Below are 18,941 nucleotides of genomic sequence, written 5' to 3'. Positions count from 1 at the left end.
ATGTGTAGAGGAGAGTGGTGTGAAGAGTTATCTGGTCGGTGGTGCTGTACGTGATTCGTTGTTAGGCCTGCCAGTCAAAGACAGAGACTGGGTTGTGGTCGGCGCCACGCCGGAAGAGATGCTCAACGCGGGCTACCAGCAGGTAGGTCGCGATTTCCCTGTGTTTCTCCACCCGCAAAGCCGCGAAGAGTATGCGCTGGCCCGCACCGAACGTAAATCCGGCTCGGGTTATACCGGGTTTATCGTTCATGCCGCCCCCGATGTCTCCCTTGAACAAGATTTACTGCGCCGGGATTTAACCGTCAACGCACTGGCGCAGGACGAAAACGGGCACATCATCGACCCGTTTAATGGTCAGCACGATCTACGTAACCGCATTTTGCGTCATGTCTCCCCGGCTTTTAGCGAAGATCCGCTGCGCGTACTGCGCGTAGCCCGCTTCGCAGCCCGCTATGCTCACCTTAGTTTTCGGATTGCCGACGAAACGATGTCGCTGATGCGCGCCATGACCGATGCTGGCGAACTGGCGCATCTGACCACAGAGCGCGTCTGGAAAGAGACCGAGAACGCGCTGCATGCCCGTAATCCTCAGGTCTATTTCCAGGTACTGCGCGACTGCGGCGCGCTGAAGGTGCTGTTCCCGGAGGTCGATGCGCTGTTTGGCGTGCCCGCTCCGGCGAAGTGGCACCCGGAAATCGACACCGGCGTTCACACGCTGATGACACTGACGATGGCCGCGATGCTCAGCCCGGAAGTGGACGTGCGTTTCGCCACGTTATGTCACGATCTGGGCAAAGCGCTGACGCCAAAAGAGCTCTGGCCGCGCCATCATGGTCACGGCCCGGCGGGCGTCAAACTGGTCGCAGGGCTGTGCCAGCGTCTGCGCGTACCAAACGAGATCCGCGATCTGGCAAAACTGGTGGCGGAGTTTCACGATCTGATCCACACCTTCCCCATTTTGCAGCCCAAAACCATTGTGAAGTTGTTCGACTCAATTGATGCGTGGCGTAAACCGCAGCGCGTAGAGCAAATAGCCCTGACCAGCGAAGCCGATGTGCGTGGACGTACCGGTTTTGAAGCCTGCGACTATCCGCAAGGACGTTTACTGCGTGAAGCGTGGGAAGTGGCTCGTGCCGTTCCAACCAAAGCGGTGATTGAAGCCGGTTTTAAGGGGGCGGAAGTTCGCGAAGAGTTGACGCGCCGCCGGATAGCCGCGCTGGCGCAGTGGAAAGCGCATCGTTGCCCTCAGCCCGCAGACTGAGGGCGCGAGCCTTAGAAGAAGACCAGATACACTGCCGCTGCGACGATAAAACGGTAAATCGCGAACGGAATAAAAGAGATACGTTTAATCAGCTCAAGGAAAGTTTTGATGGCGATCAGCGCGACAATAAAAGCGGTGATGAAACCCACGGCAAACATCGGAATATCGCCGGTGGTGAGAAACCCCATGCTCTTATAGAGATCCAGTGCGGTTGCGCCCAGCATCATTGGCACAGCCAGCAGGAAAGAGAACTCTGATGCGGCATAGCGGCTAACGCCCATCAGCATCCCACCGGAAATGGTCGCCCCGGAGCGGGAGAATCCAGGCCACAGCGCCAGACACTGGAAACAACCAATAATGAACGCCTGGCGATAAGTCATATCATCCACACCCTGCGCGCGCGGCACTTTCGGCTTCAGCACTTCTGCGGCAATCAGCAGGAAGCCGCCGACCACCAGCGCATAAGTCACGTTGAGCGGGTTAAACAGCGACTTGATGGTGTCATGGAATACCAGACCCATCACCACCGCTGGAATCATACCTAAAATGATATGAATCAGCGAAAGGCGTCCCGTACCGGTGCCTTCATGCGGTTGCTTGCCGAAGTGAATGCCAATCAAACCAAACAGGCGTCGCCAGAACATCACGACAACCGCCAGAATCGAGCCCAACTGAATCACAACCTCGAACGTTTTTGCTGTATCACCTTCAAATCCCAGCAAATGTCCGACGATAATCATGTGACCAGTGCTGGAAACCGGCAGGAACTCCGTCAATCCTTCAACGACACCCAAAATGGCTGCCACCAGCAGCGAATGCAGATCGCTCATCAATAAACCCCTAAAAAAGATATAAAAAACGGCCCCCCGAGGAGTAGCCGTGAATGGCCATCATCTATGACCTGAATACTAGCGCTTGGTTTAACTATTATGAATTTAAATACTTTCTTTCAGATTTAACCCACGCTCAATGATTACACCGACGCTCTGCGCCCGCGCCACGGCACCTGGTTTGCTCAGTTTGATGCGTATCCACGGCGACTGAAAACGCGCCAGCAGCAGTTCGGCCACCTCTTCCGCAACACGTTCAACCAGCGCAAAACGTCCCCCTTCCACATGACCGACAACCGCATCGGCGATATCGGCATAGCTGAGACAATCATTCACATCATCACTTTTCGCCGCCTGACGGTTATCCCAGGCCATTTCGATATCGAACACCAGTTTCTGCTCAATGGTCTGTTCCCAGTCGTAAACACCAATAGTGGTGATTACCGAAAGCTGCTCAATAAATACAATATCCATCACATTCCACCCGCAGTTTGTTTCAACACTGTGCTGCCAGGCCCGATCTTTCCTGCGGTCTGGCAGATTTTGCGCATTCACTGGATACCACTTTCCAGAATTTATGCGTATTATCCATCGATGCAGAGAATAAAACGACTTTTTCACAACGGAACAGCGTCATGAGTGCAATCGCGCCTGGAATGATCCTCCTTGCGTACCTTTGTGGCTCAATCTCCAGCGCCATTCTGGTCTGCCGCCTCGCCGGTCTTCCCGATCCGCGAGCAAGCGGTTCCGGCAATCCCGGAGCGACCAACGTTTTACGCATTGGCGGCAAGGGAGCAGCCGTAACGGTATTGATTTTCGATATTCTGAAAGGAATGCTGCCCGTCTGGGGCGCTTATGCGCTTGGCGTAACCCCGTTTTGGCTGGGGCTTATTGCTATCGCCGCCTGTCTTGGTCATATCTGGCCGGTATTTTTTAAATTTCAGGGTGGTAAAGGCGTAGCAACGGCGTTTGGCGCGATTGCGCCGATAGGCTGGGATTTAACGGGCGTCATGGCGGGAACCTGGCTTTTAACCGTGTTGTTGAGCGGTTACTCATCACTGGGCGCGATTGTCAGCGCACTGATCGCGCCGTTCTATGTCTGGTGGTTCAAACCGCAGTTCACCTTCCCGGTGGCGATGCTTTCCTGTCTGATTCTGCTGCGCCATCATGACAATATTCAGCGCCTGTGGCGCCGCCAGGAAACCAAAATCTGGTCGAAGCTGAAGAAGAAAAAAGAAGAGTAAGCCCGGCGGCATCTCAGCAACCGGGCTGTTGCAGTTTACGCCGCCGGCAGATCCGCCAGTGGCCAGCGCGGACGAACCGTTACGCCAAGCCCGACATCATTTCCTGCTTTCAGACGTACCATGCCCGCATAGGCGATCATCGCACCATTATCGGTACAGAACTCCGGACGCGCATAAAAGACTTCGCCGCGACGCTTTTGCATCATTTCCGCCAGTTTTACCCGCAGAGTGCGGTTGGCGCTCACACCGCCCGCCATCACCAGACGCGTAAAACCGGTCTGATCCAGCGCGCGTTTGCATTTGATCATCAGCGTATCAACCACGGCATCCTCAAATGCTCGTGCAATGTCGGCACGGGTTTGCTCGTCATCGCCATTGGTGCGAATGGTGTTTGCAGCAAACGTTTTCAGCCCGGAAAAGCTAAAATCCAGCCCTGGACGATCGGTCATCGGGCGCGGGAAGACAAAACGGCCTTCAGTGCCCTGCGACGCCAGTTTTGACAGCATCGGCCCGCCGGGGTAATCAAGCCCCAACAGTTTGGCAGTTTTATCAAATGCTTCACCGGCGGCATCGTCAATTGACTCGCCCAGCAGTTCGTAATGACCAATACCGGTGACACTGATGAGCTGCGTGTGCCCGCCGGAAACCAGCAGTGCTACAAACGGGAAAGCCGGAGGGTTTTCTTCCAGCATCGGCGCCAGCAGATGCCCTTCCATATGGTGAACCGGAATCGCCGGGACATCCCAGGCGAAAGCCAGCGAACGTCCGACCGTCGCGCCAACCAGCAGCGCGCCAACCAGGCCTGGTCCAGCCGTGTAGGCCACAGCATCGATATCTTTTGCCGCTAGCCCGGCTTCTTTCAGCGCAGCCTGAATCAGCGGCACGGTTTTACGCACATGGTCGCGGGAAGCCAGTTCCGGCACCACACCACCGTAATCCGCGTGCAGTTTTACTTGACTATACAGTTGGTTGGCTAAAAGCCCCTGGTGGTCGTCATAAATTGCGATGCCAGTTTCATCGCAGGATGTTTCAATGCCCAGTACGCGCATGGATCTGTTTACCTCTTTGCAATACCGCGCAGTGTAGGGCGAATACCGGTCGATGTAAAACTTTGCTCACCCCAGGTGAGGAGTTCGTGTATACTCCTCACCCTTACAAAAGTCCCTTTCAAAAAGCGCGTCGGTGCTTTACAAAGCAGCAGTAGTTGCAGTAAAATTCCGCACCATTTTGAAATATGCTGGTGTGAACGCCAGCGGCAAACCGAATTAATCAAAGGTGAGAGGCACATGCCGGTAATTAAAGTACGTGAAAACGAGCCGTTCGACGTAGCTCTGCGTCGCTTCAAACGTTCCTGCGAAAAAGCAGGTGTTCTGGCGGAAGTTCGTCGTCGTGAGTTCTATGAAAAACCGACTACCGAACGCAAACGCGCTAAAGCATCCGCAGTGAAACGTCACGCGAAGAAACTGGCTCGCGAAAACGCACGCCGTACTCGTCTGTACTAATCTCTGGAGAGCGGCACGCTCTCAGATTTAGACCGAGTTGTAGTTGTAAGGCCGTGCTTCCGAAAGGAATGCGCGGCTTATTTTCGTTTATAACCTGATATAACCAGCGTGATTTGTGCCACATTCAGCGGCCTGAAGAACGAGGGCTATAAAAGATCAAAACGGGGCCTATGGCTGGACGAATCCCACGTGTTTTTATCAATGACCTGCTGGCGCGCACCGACATCGTCGATCTCATCGACGCGCGTGTAAAGCTGAAAAAGCAGGGCAAGAACTACCACGCGTGTTGTCCATTCCATAATGAAAAAACCCCTTCTTTCACCGTAAACGGTGAAAAACAGTTTTATCACTGCTTTGGCTGCGGCGCGCACGGTAACGCCCTCGACTTTTTAATGAACTACGACAAGCTCGAGTTCGTGGAAAGCGTCGAAGAACTGGCTGCCATGCACAACCTTGAAGTGCCTTTTGAAGCAGGCAGCGGGCCCAGCCTGATAGAGCGCCATCAACGACAAACGCTCTACCAGTTGATGGACGGGCTCAACGCATTTTATCAGCAATCTCTGACGCAACCTGCTGCTGAACCGGCGCGCCAGTATCTGGCAAGGCGCGGTTTGAGTAGCGAAATTATTGCGCGTTTCGCCATTGGTTACGCCCCTCCCGGCTGGGACAACGTGTTAAAGCGTTTTGGCGGCAATAGCGAAAACCGCAAATCTCTGATCGATGCCGGCATGCTGGTAACGAACGATCAGGGGCGCAGTTACGATCGCTTCCGTGAACGGGTAATGTTCCCCATTCGCGACAAGCGTGGCCGGGTGATTGGTTTTGGCGGGCGTGTTCTAGGTAACGATACGCCCAAATACCTCAACTCCCCGGAGACCGATATTTTTCATAAAGGCCGCCAGTTGTATGGCCTTTATGAAGCGCAATTGGATAACGATGAACCTCAGCGTCTGTTGGTCGTCGAAGGCTATATGGACGTGGTCGCGCTGGCGCAGTACGGCATCAACTATGCGGTTGCTTCGCTGGGCACCTCCACCACGGCGGATCATATCCAGTTGCTGTTCAGAGTGACGAAAAACGTCATCTGTTGTTATGACGGTGACCGGGCTGGTCGTGATGCTGCCTGGCGTGCGCTGGAAACCGCGCTACCTTATATGAGCGACGGTCGTCAACTGCGGTTTATGTTCCTGCCGGATGGTGAAGATCCGGATACGCTGGTGCGTAAAGAGGGCAAAGCAGCGTTCGAAGCGCGGATGGAGCAGGCTCAGCCGCTCTCCACGTTTTTGTTTAACAGCCTGTTGCCGCAGGCGGATTTGACGACGCCGGATGGTACCACTCAACTTGCAGCGCTGGCGCTGCCGTTAATCATTCAGGTGCCAGGTGAGACGTTACGCATTCAGTTGCGACAGCTGCTGGGGAACAAGATTGGTATTTTCGACGATGCGCAACTTGATCGTTTAATGCCAAAACAAGCGGAAAACAACGCTCCGCGCCCCGCTCCGCAGCTAAAACGCACAACCATGCGTATACTTATAGGGTTATTGATCCAGAACCCGGAGCTGGCATCAGCGGTTCCTTCATTAGAAGGGCTGGATCAATCCAGGCTCCCCGGGCTTGGCTTATTTGCAGAACTGGTCAACACTTGTTTGTCTCAGCCAGGTCTGACTACCGGACAGTTGCTGGAGCACTATCGCGGCACCAAAGAGGCGGCAACCCTTGAAAAACTGTCGATGTGGGACGATATAGCAGATAAGGAAATCGCAGAAGAAGCGTTTACCGACTCGCTCAATCATATGTTTGATTCGATGCTTGAACGGCGACAGGAAGAGCTGATAGCTCGCGATCGTACGCACGGTTTAAGCAGCGAAGAACGCCGGGAGCTCTGGCAGTTAAACCAGGAACTGGCGAAAAAATGAATTCAACGGCTTAAGTGCCGATAACCGATCGGGTTGATCCCGACAGCCGCGATGAGGGCCAGCGGCAAAAATATAAATACACCCTCGCGTTAAATGTTGGCTGTTTATTTCGCCGACCGACACCAACCCTCATGAATTTAAGTGTGGATACCGTCTTATGGAGCAAAACCCGCAGTCACAGCTGAAGCTACTTGTCACCCGTGGTAAGGAGCAAGGCTATCTGACCTATGCCGAGGTCAATGACCATCTGCCGGAAGATATCGTCGACTCCGATCAGATCGAAGACATCATCCAAATGATCAACGACATGGGCATTCAGGTGATGGAAGAAGCACCGGATGCTGATGATTTGCTGCTGGCTGAGACCACTGCCGACACGGACGATGACGCTGCCGAAGCGGCTGCGCAAGTGCTTTCCAGCGTGGAATCTGAAATCGGGCGCACGACCGACCCGGTTCGCATGTATATGCGTGAAATGGGTACCGTTGAACTGCTGACCCGTGAAGGCGAAATTGACATCGCCAAACGTATCGAAGACGGGATTAACCAGGTTCAGTGCTCCGTCGCCGAGTACCCGGAAGCCATTACCTATCTGTTAGAACAATACGACCGCGTCGAAGCGGAACAGGCGCGTCTGTCCGATTTGATCACCGGCTTTGTCGATCCAAATGCGGAAGAAGATCTTGCGCCAACGGCAACGCATGTCGGCTCTGAGCTCTCCAGCGAAGAGATGGATGACGACGATGATGACGAAGATGAAGACGACGATGACAGCAGCGACGATGACAACAGCATCGATCCTGAGCTGGCCCGTGAAAAATTCGGCGAGCTGCGTACCCAGTACGAACTGACCCGCGACACGATCAAAGCCAAAGGCCGCAGCCACGCTGCAGCACAGGAAGAGATCCTCAAGCTGTCTGAAGTCTTCAAGCAGTTCCGTCTGGTGCCGAAACAGTTCGACTACCTGGTGAACAGCATGCGTATCATGATGGATCGCGTGCGCACCCAGGAACGCATCATCATGAAGCTGTGCGTTGAACAGTGCAAAATGCCGAAGAAAAACTTCATTACGCTGTTCACCGGCAATGAAACCAGCGAAACCTGGTTCAATGCTGCGCTGGCGATGAACAAACCGTGGTCCGAAAAGCTGCATGAAGTGACGGAAGAAGTTCAGCGCAGCCTGCAAAAACTGCAACAGATTGAAGAAGAAACCGGCCTGACCATCGAGCAGGTAAAAGATATCAACCGTCGTATGTCCATCGGCGAAGCGAAAGCGCGCCGTGCGAAGAAAGAGATGGTGGAAGCGAACCTGCGTCTGGTTATTTCTATCGCCAAGAAATACACCAACCGTGGTCTGCAATTCCTCGATCTAATTCAGGAAGGCAACATCGGTCTGATGAAAGCGGTTGATAAGTTCGAATACCGCCGTGGTTACAAGTTCTCCACCTACGCAACCTGGTGGATCCGTCAGGCGATTACCCGCTCCATCGCGGATCAGGCGCGCACCATCCGTATTCCGGTGCATATGATTGAGACCATTAACAAACTCAACCGTATTTCCCGCCAGATGCTGCAGGAAATGGGTCGCGAGCCGACGCCGGAAGAGCTGGCCGAACGCATGTTGATGCCGGAAGATAAAATCCGCAAAGTGCTGAAAATCGCCAAAGAGCCAATCTCCATGGAAACACCGATTGGTGATGATGAAGATTCGCATCTGGGTGATTTTATCGAGGATACCACCCTCGAGCTGCCGCTGGACTCAGCCACCACCGAGAGCCTGCGTGCGGCAACGCACGACGTGCTGGCTGGTCTGACAGCCCGTGAAGCGAAAGTACTGCGTATGCGTTTCGGTATCGATATGAACACCGACCACACGCTGGAAGAAGTGGGTAAACAGTTTGACGTTACCCGCGAACGTATCCGTCAGATCGAGGCGAAAGCGCTGCGTAAACTGCGCCATCCGAGCCGATCTGAAGTGCTGCGTAGCTTCCTCGACGATTAATTTATCGCATCGTTATAACGAAAGGCTCCCACGGGAGCCTTTTTTATTTCCGCCGCACTATAGCCCTCTTGTCACCAGCGCATCATCCAGTTCGCGGTAAGCGGCTACCAGTTTATCCAGCGTCGCGCGATTTAACCCACTGGGATTCGGCAGCACCCAAATTTGCGTCACGCCAATGCTCATTGTCTGCTTGCCCCAGTTAGCACCTCTGACGCTGAATGCCTGCTCGAAGGCCTGTTTACCGAGGATCGCCAGCGCTGCAGGCTGATACTCTTCGATCTTCATAACCAGCTCTCTGCCGCCGGTACGCAGCTCATGCAGCGCCACTTCGCTGGCCTGTACCGTCGGGCGTTCCACCAGCATGGTGATGCCACAGCGCGTATCCAGCAAATGAATCTCCTCTTCCGGTCGCAGCAGCCTGTCGGTAAAGCCGGCCTGATGGATCACCTTCCAGAAACGGTTGCCAGGATGCGCAAAGTGGAAGCCGGTATGCGCGGAAGATTTACCCGGATTGATACCACAAAACACCACGCGCAGCCCGGGAGCGAGAATATCATTGATCATAGTTATTCCTGGTCAATTGTCATAAACACCAGTATAAGGGATTGAAAATCCGCTGTTTATAAAAACATCAGCCAGGATATTCATGCTGGATTGCAGGGGTAAGTTACTTTATAATCCCCCCGCTGTGGCCCCTTAGCTCAGTGGTTAGAGCAGGCGACTCATAATCGCTTGGTCGTTGGTTCAAACCCAACAGGGGCCACCAAATTTTAAATTTAGAAACAGATACTTAAGCCACCTCTTATGGTGGTTTTTTGTTTTTTAAATCCTGAATGTCCCAAAAGTATCGCCCCAACTTTTGGTAATCCCCATCACTCTGTCGCTTCTATCGCTACAACAACAGTCGCAGAATGGCGCAATGCGTTCCTTCCCGATGAAGCCATCACTCAAGCGACAACACTTTTCATGCGGTGTCTTCCGAATCTTAATAAGATCCGCATCTTTTCACACGAGAATAACGTATTACCGGCACCAACATAAAAAGTTAATCAACGCTTTACTATAAATAATTACTCTCCGCACTATAATTTCCTTAATAAATTACCTCTCTGATATATCTTAATAGAACAAATAATATAATAAAAACGTGACAACAACTATTAATAACCACCATTGCATACGCTAGAATAAATGCCTTAGCACTGTATGAATCGCTCCAGCGGCATGAATTATAGATTATTCTCCCACGTACCATGTTATAAGGCAGAAACGTATAATGTATCGCTATAATGCTTTTAGCTATCCGTATTGAGATAACCACTCATATAAAATATATCCAGGATGATTCAATGAAGAAAATGATATTCGGAAACAATACACCGCCAGGAACCCCGGCCAATCAACCTGAATTTAAAGCGAGATATGGCGCGCCTCCGGTGATGCACAGCGGTTTTCCCAAACAAGGTTATCTGTATATTCCTTTTGCAGCAGAGGATATGATCCATCAAAGTCTGGGCTTAAATTTAATCCGCCACCTGAAGGGAAAAAGCCTCTATCCACTAATTGTGCCAAATCAGAAAATTCGAAATGAAATAATGGAACTACGTGCTGCAGAAATAAATAACCTGGTTATTCAGATAAACACTGTCAGCGATAAATTGCAGGAGGTCGATGCTGGTTTACAAGTGCATGAGGACTGGAATGGTGAGACATTAAGAAAAGCGCTGTCACCGGATATATTTGATAAATTCACAGCCAGTATTGCGAGATTATCACAACAACTGGTTGTATTAAAAAATACAAACTTTACACATATACCATTAAGTCAATTATCCGCTACCACGGATAAACTCTATATTCTTGGGCACGGAACGGCCGGTGCAGACGTACTGGCAGCCGATGAAGCGGCAACCCTGGGGTTGATGACGGCCGTAACCCTCGCTGAACAATTGCATTCATGCGGGCTACCTAAAACATTCGAGGATATCCGTATAACTGCCTGTTATAGCGCTGATTCTTTCAAGCCAACGTCTTTTGCTGCTGTCGAGCTGGAAGCATCGTCAGGTGCAAAAAGAAAAGGAATAATAGGAAAATTCATCTCCCTGAAAGGCACTCAACCTCTGGCGCAAACCATAAGCAGAGAGCTCCAGCGTCTCGGTTACAACAGCATTCAGGTAACCGGATACCATGGCGCCGGAGTAACATACAGCCAGACAGAATTCAGGGCCCGCCGAATTCCAGGGACGCCAGATATTCGACGCTCACTTGTCAGTCATACTTTCCGCTGACCTTTCGCAGGGGCGTTCCGACAAGCAGAACGCCCCGTTTCAGGAGGCTAATGCTCTTTCAGCCTCTGCAGATTTTTGATCATACTCATCCTGCGCCGCCGTCAATTGTGGCCCATATTCCAGCGCCCAGCGATACAGTGCCTCAAATGGCTGTCGAAGTGATTCGCCAAGCGGCGTAATACGGTATTCAACACCCACCGGCATTGTCGGCAACACTTCCCGGTGCACCAACCCGTTGCGCTCCAGCCGTTTCAGAGCGTCGGCCAGCGCTTTATGGGTGATACCATCCAGCCTGCGACGGATCTCATTGAAACGAGAAGGTTTTGTACACAGCACAGTCAGGATCAAAATCGACCATTTATTGGTGATGTGCTCAAGTATCGGGCGCGTTTTGCCCACATTTCCTAAAACGCAGTCATCGATTTTTGTCATAGCGGTATATCCAATGATATCTAATATAAACAAAGTGCGTAATTGATACTAAATATAAAACTTATATCATCGATTTTCCACTCAACAGGAGAATCATCATGAACAGACTGCACAACAAAACGGCCCTCATACTGGGTGGCGCAAAAGGAATTGGCCTGGCGATAACCCAGCGTTTTGCCCATGAAGGCGCCACGACCTGGTTTACCTCCCGCCGCGAGGAAGAGTTACAGAACGCTGCCGCTAAAATCGAAGGAAATGCGCTGCCGCTGCGTGCTGATGTCAGCCAGCACAGCGAACTGGCGCGCATAATGGAAAATATTCAGCAACTGGATGTGCTGGTGATTAATGCCGGCATGTCAGAGTACGCCACCCTGGAGCAGGTTTCAGAAACGCACTTTGAAAGCACCTTCGGGTTGAATGTCCGCTCGCCGCTATTTGCCCTGCAAGCTGCGCTGCCGTTGCTCAAACCCGGTTCCAGCGTGGTGCTGATAGGGTCGATTGCCGATGTTATCGGAACGGAAGGTTATGGTGTCTATAGCGCCAGCAAAGCCGCGCTGCGCTCTTTTGCCCGAACCTGGACGCGCGAACTGGCAGCCAGAGGCATTCGCGTTAACGTCGTCGCGCCCGGCCCTATTGATACGGAAATGATGGCTGCGGCCTCGGAAAATGTTCGTCAGGGATTAACGCAGGCAATTCCACTGGGTCGCATGGGCCAGCCGGAAGAAGTGGCCAACGCCGCGCTGTTTCTTGCGAGTGACGAAAGCAGCTATATCGCTGGTGCCGAGATTTGTGTCGATGGCGGGTTAACGCAAGTGTAAGGGATCCTTTCAGGCCGCAAAGCATGTCAGCAGAGTGGCCTGAAAGCCGCAATGCGCGCACTTTTTCGCGTATTTCGCCGATTTAAGCCCCCATAAGCGCAATTTTCACAGAAACACTAACGCATTGAAATATGTCCAATGTAATATGGATGCAGACTATTGCGAGATTCACATCTATAGTCCAGATTTGATGAATAACCACACCCCTTAATAAACTCTTAAGCGCTTTGACGAAACGCCATGAACAAACCTATAAAACGGCTTGAAATCATCAAATACGCCATCGAACTGGAGGATGACGGCATCATCCTCAGTCAGCTTCCTTTGTTGAAAAATGAAGTTACGGATCCGGAGTTAGCGTTTATCGTCCATGCGCTTGAAGAGAAGAATTACAGCGAAGCGATGCGCGCCATAACGAACTGGCTGCAAAGCCAGCGTTCCGTCGTAAGCTGGCAGGATCCGCAAGTGGCCGCCAGTAAGCTGGAACTGAAAGCCCTGGAAGAACAACTGCGCGAACTGATTGATAAACGCAACGCGCGCATCCAGCTGCTCGACGAGTTCAACGATCTCTACTTAACCCGCCTTGGGCCGCTGATGTCACAGATCCTGCGCCTGCGCAAAACCCTGGCAGAAGCCGCCGTTCGCCGCCAGGAAGCGGAAGCGCGCCGTCGCGAAGCCGACTATTTGCGCTGCCAGAAGTATCTGTCGCAGGCGGTGGAAGTGCTGGTTACCTTGACGCAGCGCTGGCAAAGCATGCCGCCGCACTCATTGCAGGCTGCCGAAGCGCGTAAACATCTGCAACAGCAAAGCGAGTTGATAGCCTCGTTGCTGGCCGAAGCGCAGGAGCTGGAACGCGGTCTTACGCGTGAAGAAGAACCGGCACGCCAGGCGCGTGACGAAGCACGTCAGGAATACGAGAGCTATCAGGAACAGCAGCACGATGCCGAAAAACGTTTCAGCTTCGAGCAGAAGATGTCAGAGGATGAGCGTCACGAGCTGAAGCGCCTGTGGCGCCAGGCCAGCAAACTCTGCCACCCGGATCTGGTGGACAACGATTTAAAAAATGAAGCGCACGGCATGATGGTGCAGCTCAACCAGGCGCGCCAGCGCGGCGATCTTAGCGCTATCCGTGCCATTCTGACCCGCCTGCAGAAAGGGCTGGAGCCGCTGATGGCAAGCGATCGTTTAAACGATCTGCAGCGCCTGCGTCAGCGTATTGCTGAAGTGAAGCAGCATATTGCCAGCCTGATTGAAGAGCTGGCAACGCTCGAGAAAGAGGAGTCCTGGCAACTTGTGTCGTCGCTGGGCGATCGGGAAACCTACTTCCGCCAGCAGGAAAAAGCGCTGGGTGAAATTCGCCAGACGCTGGAGCAGCAAGTCAGCGAAGCCGAATACGACGAAGTGGCCTGAAAGCAGCAAGCCCGGTGAAATACCGGGCTTCGTCATTATTTCTTGTGCCAGTACGCCTGCGCACGCACCCGTTGCTGATCGATATTGTCGGTCGCATAGCGCTCCATCAGCGATTTCACCACCTCACCTTCCCCGGTCAGCCAGATAAAATAGTCCTCATCGGCGACGGTCAGCGAAGCCAGTTTATCGTGCAGCGCCTGCGGGTTATGGCCAACCACCCATTGAATATCAAAGCCGCTCAGATGCGCCAGATAATCCTGATACGCCGCATCGGCAACCGTCACCACTGCCGTCACCTTCGGGCGAACTGCGAGCAGGCTTAGCGCTTCCAGACGGCGACGCAGCGCAGGCATACCGGATTCATCGCACACATAGAGTTGCCAGGCATAATCTTCCGGCACCACCAGCGAACCGCGCGGCCCGCCGATCGTCAGTGTATCCCCAGCCTGCGCATTCACCGCCCAGTGGCTCGCCACGCCGCCGTCGTGAATATAGAAATCCACCACCAGTTCGTGCCGGCTGGCGTCATAGATCGGCGTGTAATCGCGGGATGCCGGGCGTGGTCCATCGCCCCAAACGATGCCTTCGTCAGTCACCGTCGGCGGTACAAAGTGCGATCCCGGCTGCGGAAAGAAGACTTTTGTGTGATCGTCAAAACCGCGCGACGTAAAGCCTTCCAGTTGTTCACCGCCCAGCACAATGCGCTGAAAACCACTGCCAGCGCGTTCCGCGCGCAGAACAGTTAACTCGCGAAAGCGCAGTTCATTGCGTACGCGTTGGGGATAACGTGGAGAATGAGTTGTCATAATCGGCCTTCGTGAAAGTGAATACGATATATCTAAATGTTGTGCAAATGATAATGATTGTTGATTGCGCAGAAGACAAGGAATTTTTATGATATAAACACAGGGAAAGCACCGATTGCCAAAGCATAAAATAATTTCTTTTATTATCAATAAAATAAAAAAACCTCACTCCAGCACTGTCTAAATAGTTAATTTAGATATAAATTAGATATATCAATTTATCAGGAGTACAGCATGCGCCATCATCACGAGCGGGCCGACCGCGAACATCCGCACCACGGCGGCGGACGACGCCAGCGCTTTTTTGGTCACGGTGAGTTACGTCTGGTCATCCTCTACTTGCTGAGCAGCAACGCCAGCCACGGCTATGAGTTGATCAAAGCCATCGAATCCCTGACTCAGGGCAACTATACGCCCAGCCCTGGCGTGATTTATCCCACGCTCGATTACCTGCAAGAGCAGGGGTTCATTACCGTTGGCGATGAAGAGAATGGGCGCAGAACTATTGCGATAACGCCGCAGGGTTTGCGCTGGCTGGAAGAGAGCCAGGCGCAGATTGCGGAGATTCAGGAACGCATCCGGGTGCGTAACGTCGGTTATCAGCTACGCAGAAACCCGCAAATGAAGCGGGCGCTGGATAACTTTAAAGCAGTGCTGGATTTACGGGTAAATCAGGGGGAACTCAGCGCCGCACAGCTTAAGCAGATAATTGGCATTATCGACCGCGCGGCGCTGGATATTTCACAACTCGATTAAGCCATTTCTGGCGTATCGCGCAGACGGAAGACCTGAACCAGTTCGCGCAGGTGCAGCGCCTGATCGTTCAGGGCCGCCGCCGCCGCAACCGACTCCTCCACCAGGCTGGAGTTCTGCTGGGTGGTTGAGTCAATCAGGCCAATGGCGCTATTAATCTGCGAAATGCCATCGGTCTGTTCGCGGCTCGCCTGGCCGATCTCACGCAGGATCACATCCATCTCCTGCACATTGCTCACCATGCCGTTAATCAACCCACTGGCTTTTTCCACCAGCGCCATCCCTTCACGGGTCTGGCTGGTGGAATTTTCGATCAGATGGCGAATATCATTCGCCGACGAGGCGCTTTTCTGCGCCAGCTGACGAACTTCGCCCGCAACCACCGCAAAACCACGTCCGTGTTCCCCTGCGCGCGCAGCTTCAACGGCTGCGTTCAGCGCGAGGATGTTGGTCTGAAACGCAATGGAATCAATCAGGTTGATAATGTCAGACATCCGGTTTGAGGTGTCGTTAATGACGCGCATCTTCTCCGTGACCTGTTTCATCATCTCGCCGTTATTTTTCACCACTGTCGCTGCGCCCGCGGAAAGCTGCGTGGCTTCTGAGGTGTGATCGGCGGTATTTTTTACCGTGGCGGTGATTTGCTCCATCGATGCTGCAGTCTGTTCCACCGAGCTTGCCTGCTCTTCCGTTCTTGCCGCCAGATCCTGGTTACCGGCAACAATCTGCGCCGCCGCGCTGGAGATACTCTCCGAACCGTTCTGTACCTGATGAACAATCTCCACGAGGCGCTCTTTCATCTCCATTAATGCCTGTAGCAGAACCCCCGTTTCGTCGCGGTGGTGTGAGTCGATCGAGCGGGTCAAATCGCCATTAGCAATGGCTTCTGCGAAGGTGACAGCCTCACGCAATGGACGCGTGATCATACGGACAATGATCCAGCCGATCAGGCTGCCGAAGCCAATGCTCAAGACTGCGAGCAGAATGAGGATCAAGCGGCTCGCGGCAAAATCGTGCTGCACGACCTCACCCGCCCCTTTCATCTGCGCATCCTGGATAGCAATCAGCTCCAGCACCTTTGCTTTGTAGGCGTTCTGGATATTCACCGTGTTGCTCATCATCTCCTGTATCGCAGCCGCACGATCGTTATTTTTCACGGCGTCGAGGATACGAAAGCGAGAATCAAGGTACTGCTGGCGTACGGTGCGGATTTCAGCAAGGATTTTCTGCGACTTGTCATCATGCAGGTTTTTCGCCAGATCTTCGAGCAACGCGGTAATGTGGCTGCTGATCTCAGAAAGCTGCTTCTGCGACTCGGAGGTCCACTTCCCTTCGCTATCAAGTAGCATCAGTTGCTGAATGCTGACAAAAGAGTTGAAGTTATCGATCAGCTGATTGGCTTTAACAGTGGTTGGATAGTCATCACGCACGATTTCTTGCATTCCATTATTTGCGCGATCCAGGCTGGTGAGTGACATTGAGGAACTCACCACCATCAACACAATAAAAAAGCCGAACGCCAGAAATAATTTCGTGCCTATTTTTACATTATGTAAAAACATATTTTCTCCATGGGTTTGATTATTTTACCGACGAAAGTGTCGGGCGCTTAACCCTAAAGGCCCGCTTAAGTCCCTGGCGCAAATTAAACATATGCAGCCAAAACACGTTATCGGTAACCAAATCGCTAACTTTATGAGTTTGATCGTTTTTTTAATTATTTATTGATGAATCTGATAGTTAATAACTATTAATCGCTGTTTATCGATCGTTATATTCTCGAGAAGAATGATTTGCGCAACATATATTAATGCCACTTAAATGAATTTAATTCAGGATTAAACAGAAAGGTGTGAAATATATTAATGGCCCATATCAACAACAATAAATTAATAATATTTTAACAAAAAACAAAAAATATAATTACATATGCGTATAGATATTTACTCTGGAGAGATAAAAAAACCGCCACGGCATTACATGGCGGTTTTTAATAGGGCAACAAAACATTAATGCAAAACGGATACAGCGTCCTGCAGGCGGCCTGCGCGATGTTTCACCATCGCCGAGACGGTAGCACTTTCTTCTACTAAACCGGCATTCTTCTGGGTGATTGCATCCAGCTCAGCGACCGCACGCGTCAGATCGGAAAGCCCGTCAACCTGTTCGGAAGTGGAGCGGCTAATCTGCCCAATCAGCGACGTCACGTTCTGTACCTGGCTGACAATATCTTCCATCGTACGGCCAGCGGCATGCACCTGATCGTAACCCGACTGCACTTTGCTGGCGCTGGCATCGATAAGCTTACGGATGTCGTTTGCCGCGCTGGCGCTGCGGCTGGCGAGATGGCGAACTTCACCCGCCACCACAGCAAAGCCTTTACCCTGCTCCCCGGCCCGCGCCGCTTCCACCGCCGCGTTCAGTGCGAGGATATTGGTCTGGAAAGCAATGTCGTTAATCAGCGTCGTAATGGAGCCGATACGTTGCGTGCTGTCGGCAATCTCATCCATGGTTTTCACCACCGTCTCCATCGCTTTACCGCCGTGGGTTGCTGCGCTGCTGGCGGAACTGGAGAGCTGATCGGCTGCCGAAGCAGTTTCCGAGTTAGTTTGCAGTGATGCCGCCATCTGGCTCATGGTCGCCACTGTCTGCTGCACATTCACCACGGTTTGGCGGGTGCGTTCATTCAAATCATCATTGCCTTTCGCCAGCGTCTCGCTGCCGTTAAGCACGCTGTTAACCTGGCCAGAAACATCATTGATCAACCAGCGGCACATCAGCCCAAGCTGGCCGATGGCACGTAACGTCAGCCCGAGTTCATCACTACGGTTCAGCGGCTGTATGCTGTTGCTCTCGCCGGTAGCCACGCTGAGCGCCTGCCGGGCAACATTCTCCGCCGGACGGACAATCTGCCATTCAACGGCCATACAGCCCACCAGCATCGCCAGCGTACCGATCGCCAGCGCCATCCCGCCTGCGCCACTCAGCCACAGCCCGGCCATCTGCGCAAGCCACAGCAGCGACATCACGCTGCGCGTACGCCAGCGCAGCGATAAGGAAGCGAGTTTCCCCCACCAGCCTTTGCTGATCACCAACCCTTTATGCACCCGTTTATTACAGCGCCCTTCATTCAGGGCCTTGTACAACGGTTCAACCGCGGCAATCTCCTCATCGGTCGCCTGGGTACGAATCGACATATAGCCGATAGTCTTACCGTTGCGCACCATCGGTATGGCGTTAGCGCGCACCCAGTAGTGATCGCCATTCTTGCGGCGGTTTTTCACCACACCGCTCCACGGCTCGCCCTGTTTGAGGGTGTACCACATATCGGCAAATGCCGCTTTGGGCATATCAGGATGCCGCACCACGTTATGGGGCTGGTCGAGCAGTTCGCCCAGGGTGTAACCGCTGGCATGGATAAAAGCATCGTTCGCGTGAGTAATGTAGCTTTGCTGGTCAGTCGTTGACATCAGAGTTGTATCAGCATCCAGCATAAAACGCTGCTGGCTGACATAAGGAGGAGAAGACATGGTTGCGTCCTGTGCGGGTTATATTGCTGTTAAAAATTGGTGCGAATGTTATTTCGGCGATAATGAATTTATCTTTAGATGTTAAATTTGATTTAGATCGCAATTCGCAATAAAACCCTGGTTTTTATGGGTTCGTTAACTCTCTGATT

The 18,941-nt window shown here is 52.5% G+C and carries 17 protein-coding genes and 1 tRNA gene; 10 read left to right on the top strand and 8 right to left on the bottom strand.

The genetic code is table 11. The features are described 5' to 3' along the window. The first annotated feature begins 19 nt into the window (after nt 1-19). A complete protein-coding gene (locus tag DK872_RS10650) occupies nt 20-1,261 on the top strand; it encodes a multifunctional CCA addition/repair protein (RefSeq protein ID WP_007370069.1) in 1,242 nt (413 codons plus the stop codon). A gap of 11 nt (nt 1,262-1,272) precedes the next feature. Here the strand turns inward: DK872_RS10650 and bacA are convergent, their stop codons facing one another. Both bacA and folB read right to left on the bottom strand, forming a co-directional pair. Continuing rightward, nucleotides 1,273-2,091 carry an undecaprenyl-diphosphate phosphatase gene (gene bacA, locus DK872_RS10645; protein WP_007370068.1) on the bottom strand — a complete coding sequence of 273 codons (819 nt, stop codon included), beginning with the start codon at nt 2,089-2,091 and terminating at the stop codon, nt 1,273-1,275. Between the two features lie 105 nt (nt 2,092-2,196). Further along, the gene (gene folB / locus DK872_RS10640; protein ID WP_007370067.1) at nt 2,197-2,565 is read right to left on the bottom strand and encodes a bifunctional dihydroneopterin aldolase/7,8-dihydroneopterin epimerase; all 369 of its coding nucleotides are present in this window, start codon (nt 2,563-2,565) and stop codon (nt 2,197-2,199) included. Nucleotides 2,566-2,726: 161 nt separating this feature from the next. Between folB and plsY the strand changes: the two genes are divergently transcribed. Next, the gene (gene plsY / locus DK872_RS10635) at nt 2,727-3,335 is read left to right on the top strand and encodes a glycerol-3-phosphate 1-O-acyltransferase PlsY (protein ID WP_007370065.1); all 609 of its coding nucleotides are present in this window, start codon (nt 2,727-2,729) and stop codon (nt 3,333-3,335) included. Nucleotides 3,336-3,370: 35 nt separating this feature from the next. Here plsY and tsaD read toward each other — a convergent pair whose 3' ends face one another. Further along, nucleotides 3,371-4,384 carry a tRNA (adenosine(37)-N6)-threonylcarbamoyltransferase complex transferase subunit TsaD gene (gene tsaD / locus DK872_RS10630; RefSeq protein WP_071921543.1) on the bottom strand — a complete coding sequence of 338 codons (1,014 nt, stop codon included), beginning with the start codon at nt 4,382-4,384 and terminating at the stop codon, nt 3,371-3,373. Nucleotides 4,385-4,621: 237 nt separating this feature from the next. On the opposite strand from tsaD, the gene rpsU reads away from it, so the two are divergent. From rpsU to rpoD, 3 genes are all read left to right on the top strand, one after another. Then, on the top strand, nt 4,622-4,837 hold the full coding sequence (gene rpsU / locus DK872_RS10625; RefSeq protein WP_001144069.1) for a 30S ribosomal protein S21: 216 nt from the start codon (nt 4,622-4,624) through the stop codon (nt 4,835-4,837). A gap of 170 nt (nt 4,838-5,007) precedes the next feature. Beyond that, complete coding sequence (gene dnaG / locus DK872_RS10620; protein ID WP_161518344.1) at nt 5,008-6,753, top strand: DNA primase; 1,746 nt, start codon at nt 5,008-5,010, stop codon at nt 6,751-6,753. Between the two features lie 157 nt (nt 6,754-6,910). Continuing rightward, the gene (rpoD, locus tag DK872_RS10615; protein WP_007370062.1) at nt 6,911-8,755 is read left to right on the top strand and encodes an RNA polymerase sigma factor RpoD; all 1,845 of its coding nucleotides are present in this window, start codon (nt 6,911-6,913) and stop codon (nt 8,753-8,755) included. A gap of 57 nt (nt 8,756-8,812) precedes the next feature. Here rpoD and mug read toward each other — a convergent pair whose 3' ends face one another. Further along, nucleotides 8,813-9,319 carry a G/U mismatch-specific DNA glycosylase gene (mug, locus tag DK872_RS10610; protein ID WP_007370061.1) on the bottom strand — a complete coding sequence of 169 codons (507 nt, stop codon included), beginning with the start codon at nt 9,317-9,319 and terminating at the stop codon, nt 8,813-8,815. 126 nt (nt 9,320-9,445) lie between these two features. Here mug and DK872_RS10605 point away from each other — a divergent pair. Both DK872_RS10605 and DK872_RS10600 read left to right on the top strand, forming a co-directional pair. Beyond that, nucleotides 9,446-9,521, top strand: a tRNA-Ile gene (locus tag DK872_RS10605). 583 nt (nt 9,522-10,104) lie between these two features. Next, entirely contained in the window at nt 10,105-11,043 is a 939-nt protein-coding gene (locus DK872_RS10600; RefSeq protein ID WP_035888025.1) for a hypothetical protein, read from the top strand. A 39-nt stretch (nt 11,044-11,082) separates the two neighbouring features. Here the strand turns inward: DK872_RS10600 and DK872_RS10595 are convergent, their stop codons facing one another. After that, nucleotides 11,083-11,475: a helix-turn-helix domain-containing protein gene (locus DK872_RS10595; protein WP_007370012.1), complete on the bottom strand. Its 393-nt coding sequence runs from the start codon at nt 11,473-11,475 to the stop codon at nt 11,083-11,085. 98 nt (nt 11,476-11,573) lie between these two features. Between DK872_RS10595 and DK872_RS10590 the strand changes: the two genes are divergently transcribed. Continuing rightward, entirely contained in the window at nt 11,574-12,293 is a 720-nt protein-coding gene (locus DK872_RS10590; RefSeq protein WP_035887863.1) for an SDR family NAD(P)-dependent oxidoreductase, read from the top strand. A 240-nt stretch (nt 12,294-12,533) separates the two neighbouring features. Then, nucleotides 12,534-13,703, top strand: a complete 1,170-nt coding sequence (locus tag DK872_RS10585) for a hypothetical protein (RefSeq protein WP_007370010.1) — start codon at nt 12,534-12,536, stop codon at nt 13,701-13,703. A 35-nt stretch (nt 13,704-13,738) separates the two neighbouring features. Here DK872_RS10585 and DK872_RS10580 read toward each other — a convergent pair whose 3' ends face one another. Further along, nucleotides 13,739-14,509 (bottom strand): siderophore-interacting protein, encoded by a 771-nt coding sequence (locus DK872_RS10580; protein WP_007370009.1) that lies wholly within the window; start codon nt 14,507-14,509, stop codon nt 13,739-13,741. 234 nt (nt 14,510-14,743) lie between these two features. Between DK872_RS10580 and DK872_RS10575 the strand changes: the two genes are divergently transcribed. Then, entirely contained in the window at nt 14,744-15,265 is a 522-nt protein-coding gene (locus DK872_RS10575; RefSeq protein ID WP_035887866.1) for a PadR family transcriptional regulator, read from the top strand. Here DK872_RS10575 and DK872_RS10570 read toward each other — a convergent pair. Together DK872_RS10570 and DK872_RS10565 are read right to left on the bottom strand one after the other, a co-directional pair. Then, nucleotides 15,262-16,824 (bottom strand): methyl-accepting chemotaxis protein, encoded by a 1,563-nt coding sequence (locus DK872_RS10570; protein ID WP_035887869.1) that lies wholly within the window; start codon nt 16,822-16,824, stop codon nt 15,262-15,264. The two genes, DK872_RS10575 and DK872_RS10570, sit on opposite strands and share 4 nt — an antisense overlap. Nucleotides 16,825-17,271: 447 nt before the next feature. Continuing rightward, the gene (locus DK872_RS10565) at nt 17,272-18,792 is read right to left on the bottom strand and encodes a PAS domain-containing methyl-accepting chemotaxis protein (protein WP_035887871.1); all 1,521 of its coding nucleotides are present in this window, start codon (nt 18,790-18,792) and stop codon (nt 17,272-17,274) included. Nucleotides 18,793-18,941 lie beyond the last annotated feature (149 nt).

The sequence above is a fragment of the Kosakonia sp. MH5 genome (assembly GCF_009935945.1).
Lineage (GTDB): Bacteria > Pseudomonadota > Gammaproteobacteria > Enterobacterales > Enterobacteriaceae > Kosakonia > Kosakonia radicincitans.
The sequence above is the reverse complement of the archived record's forward strand: the minus strand, read 5'-3'. Positions and strand labels throughout refer to the sequence as shown.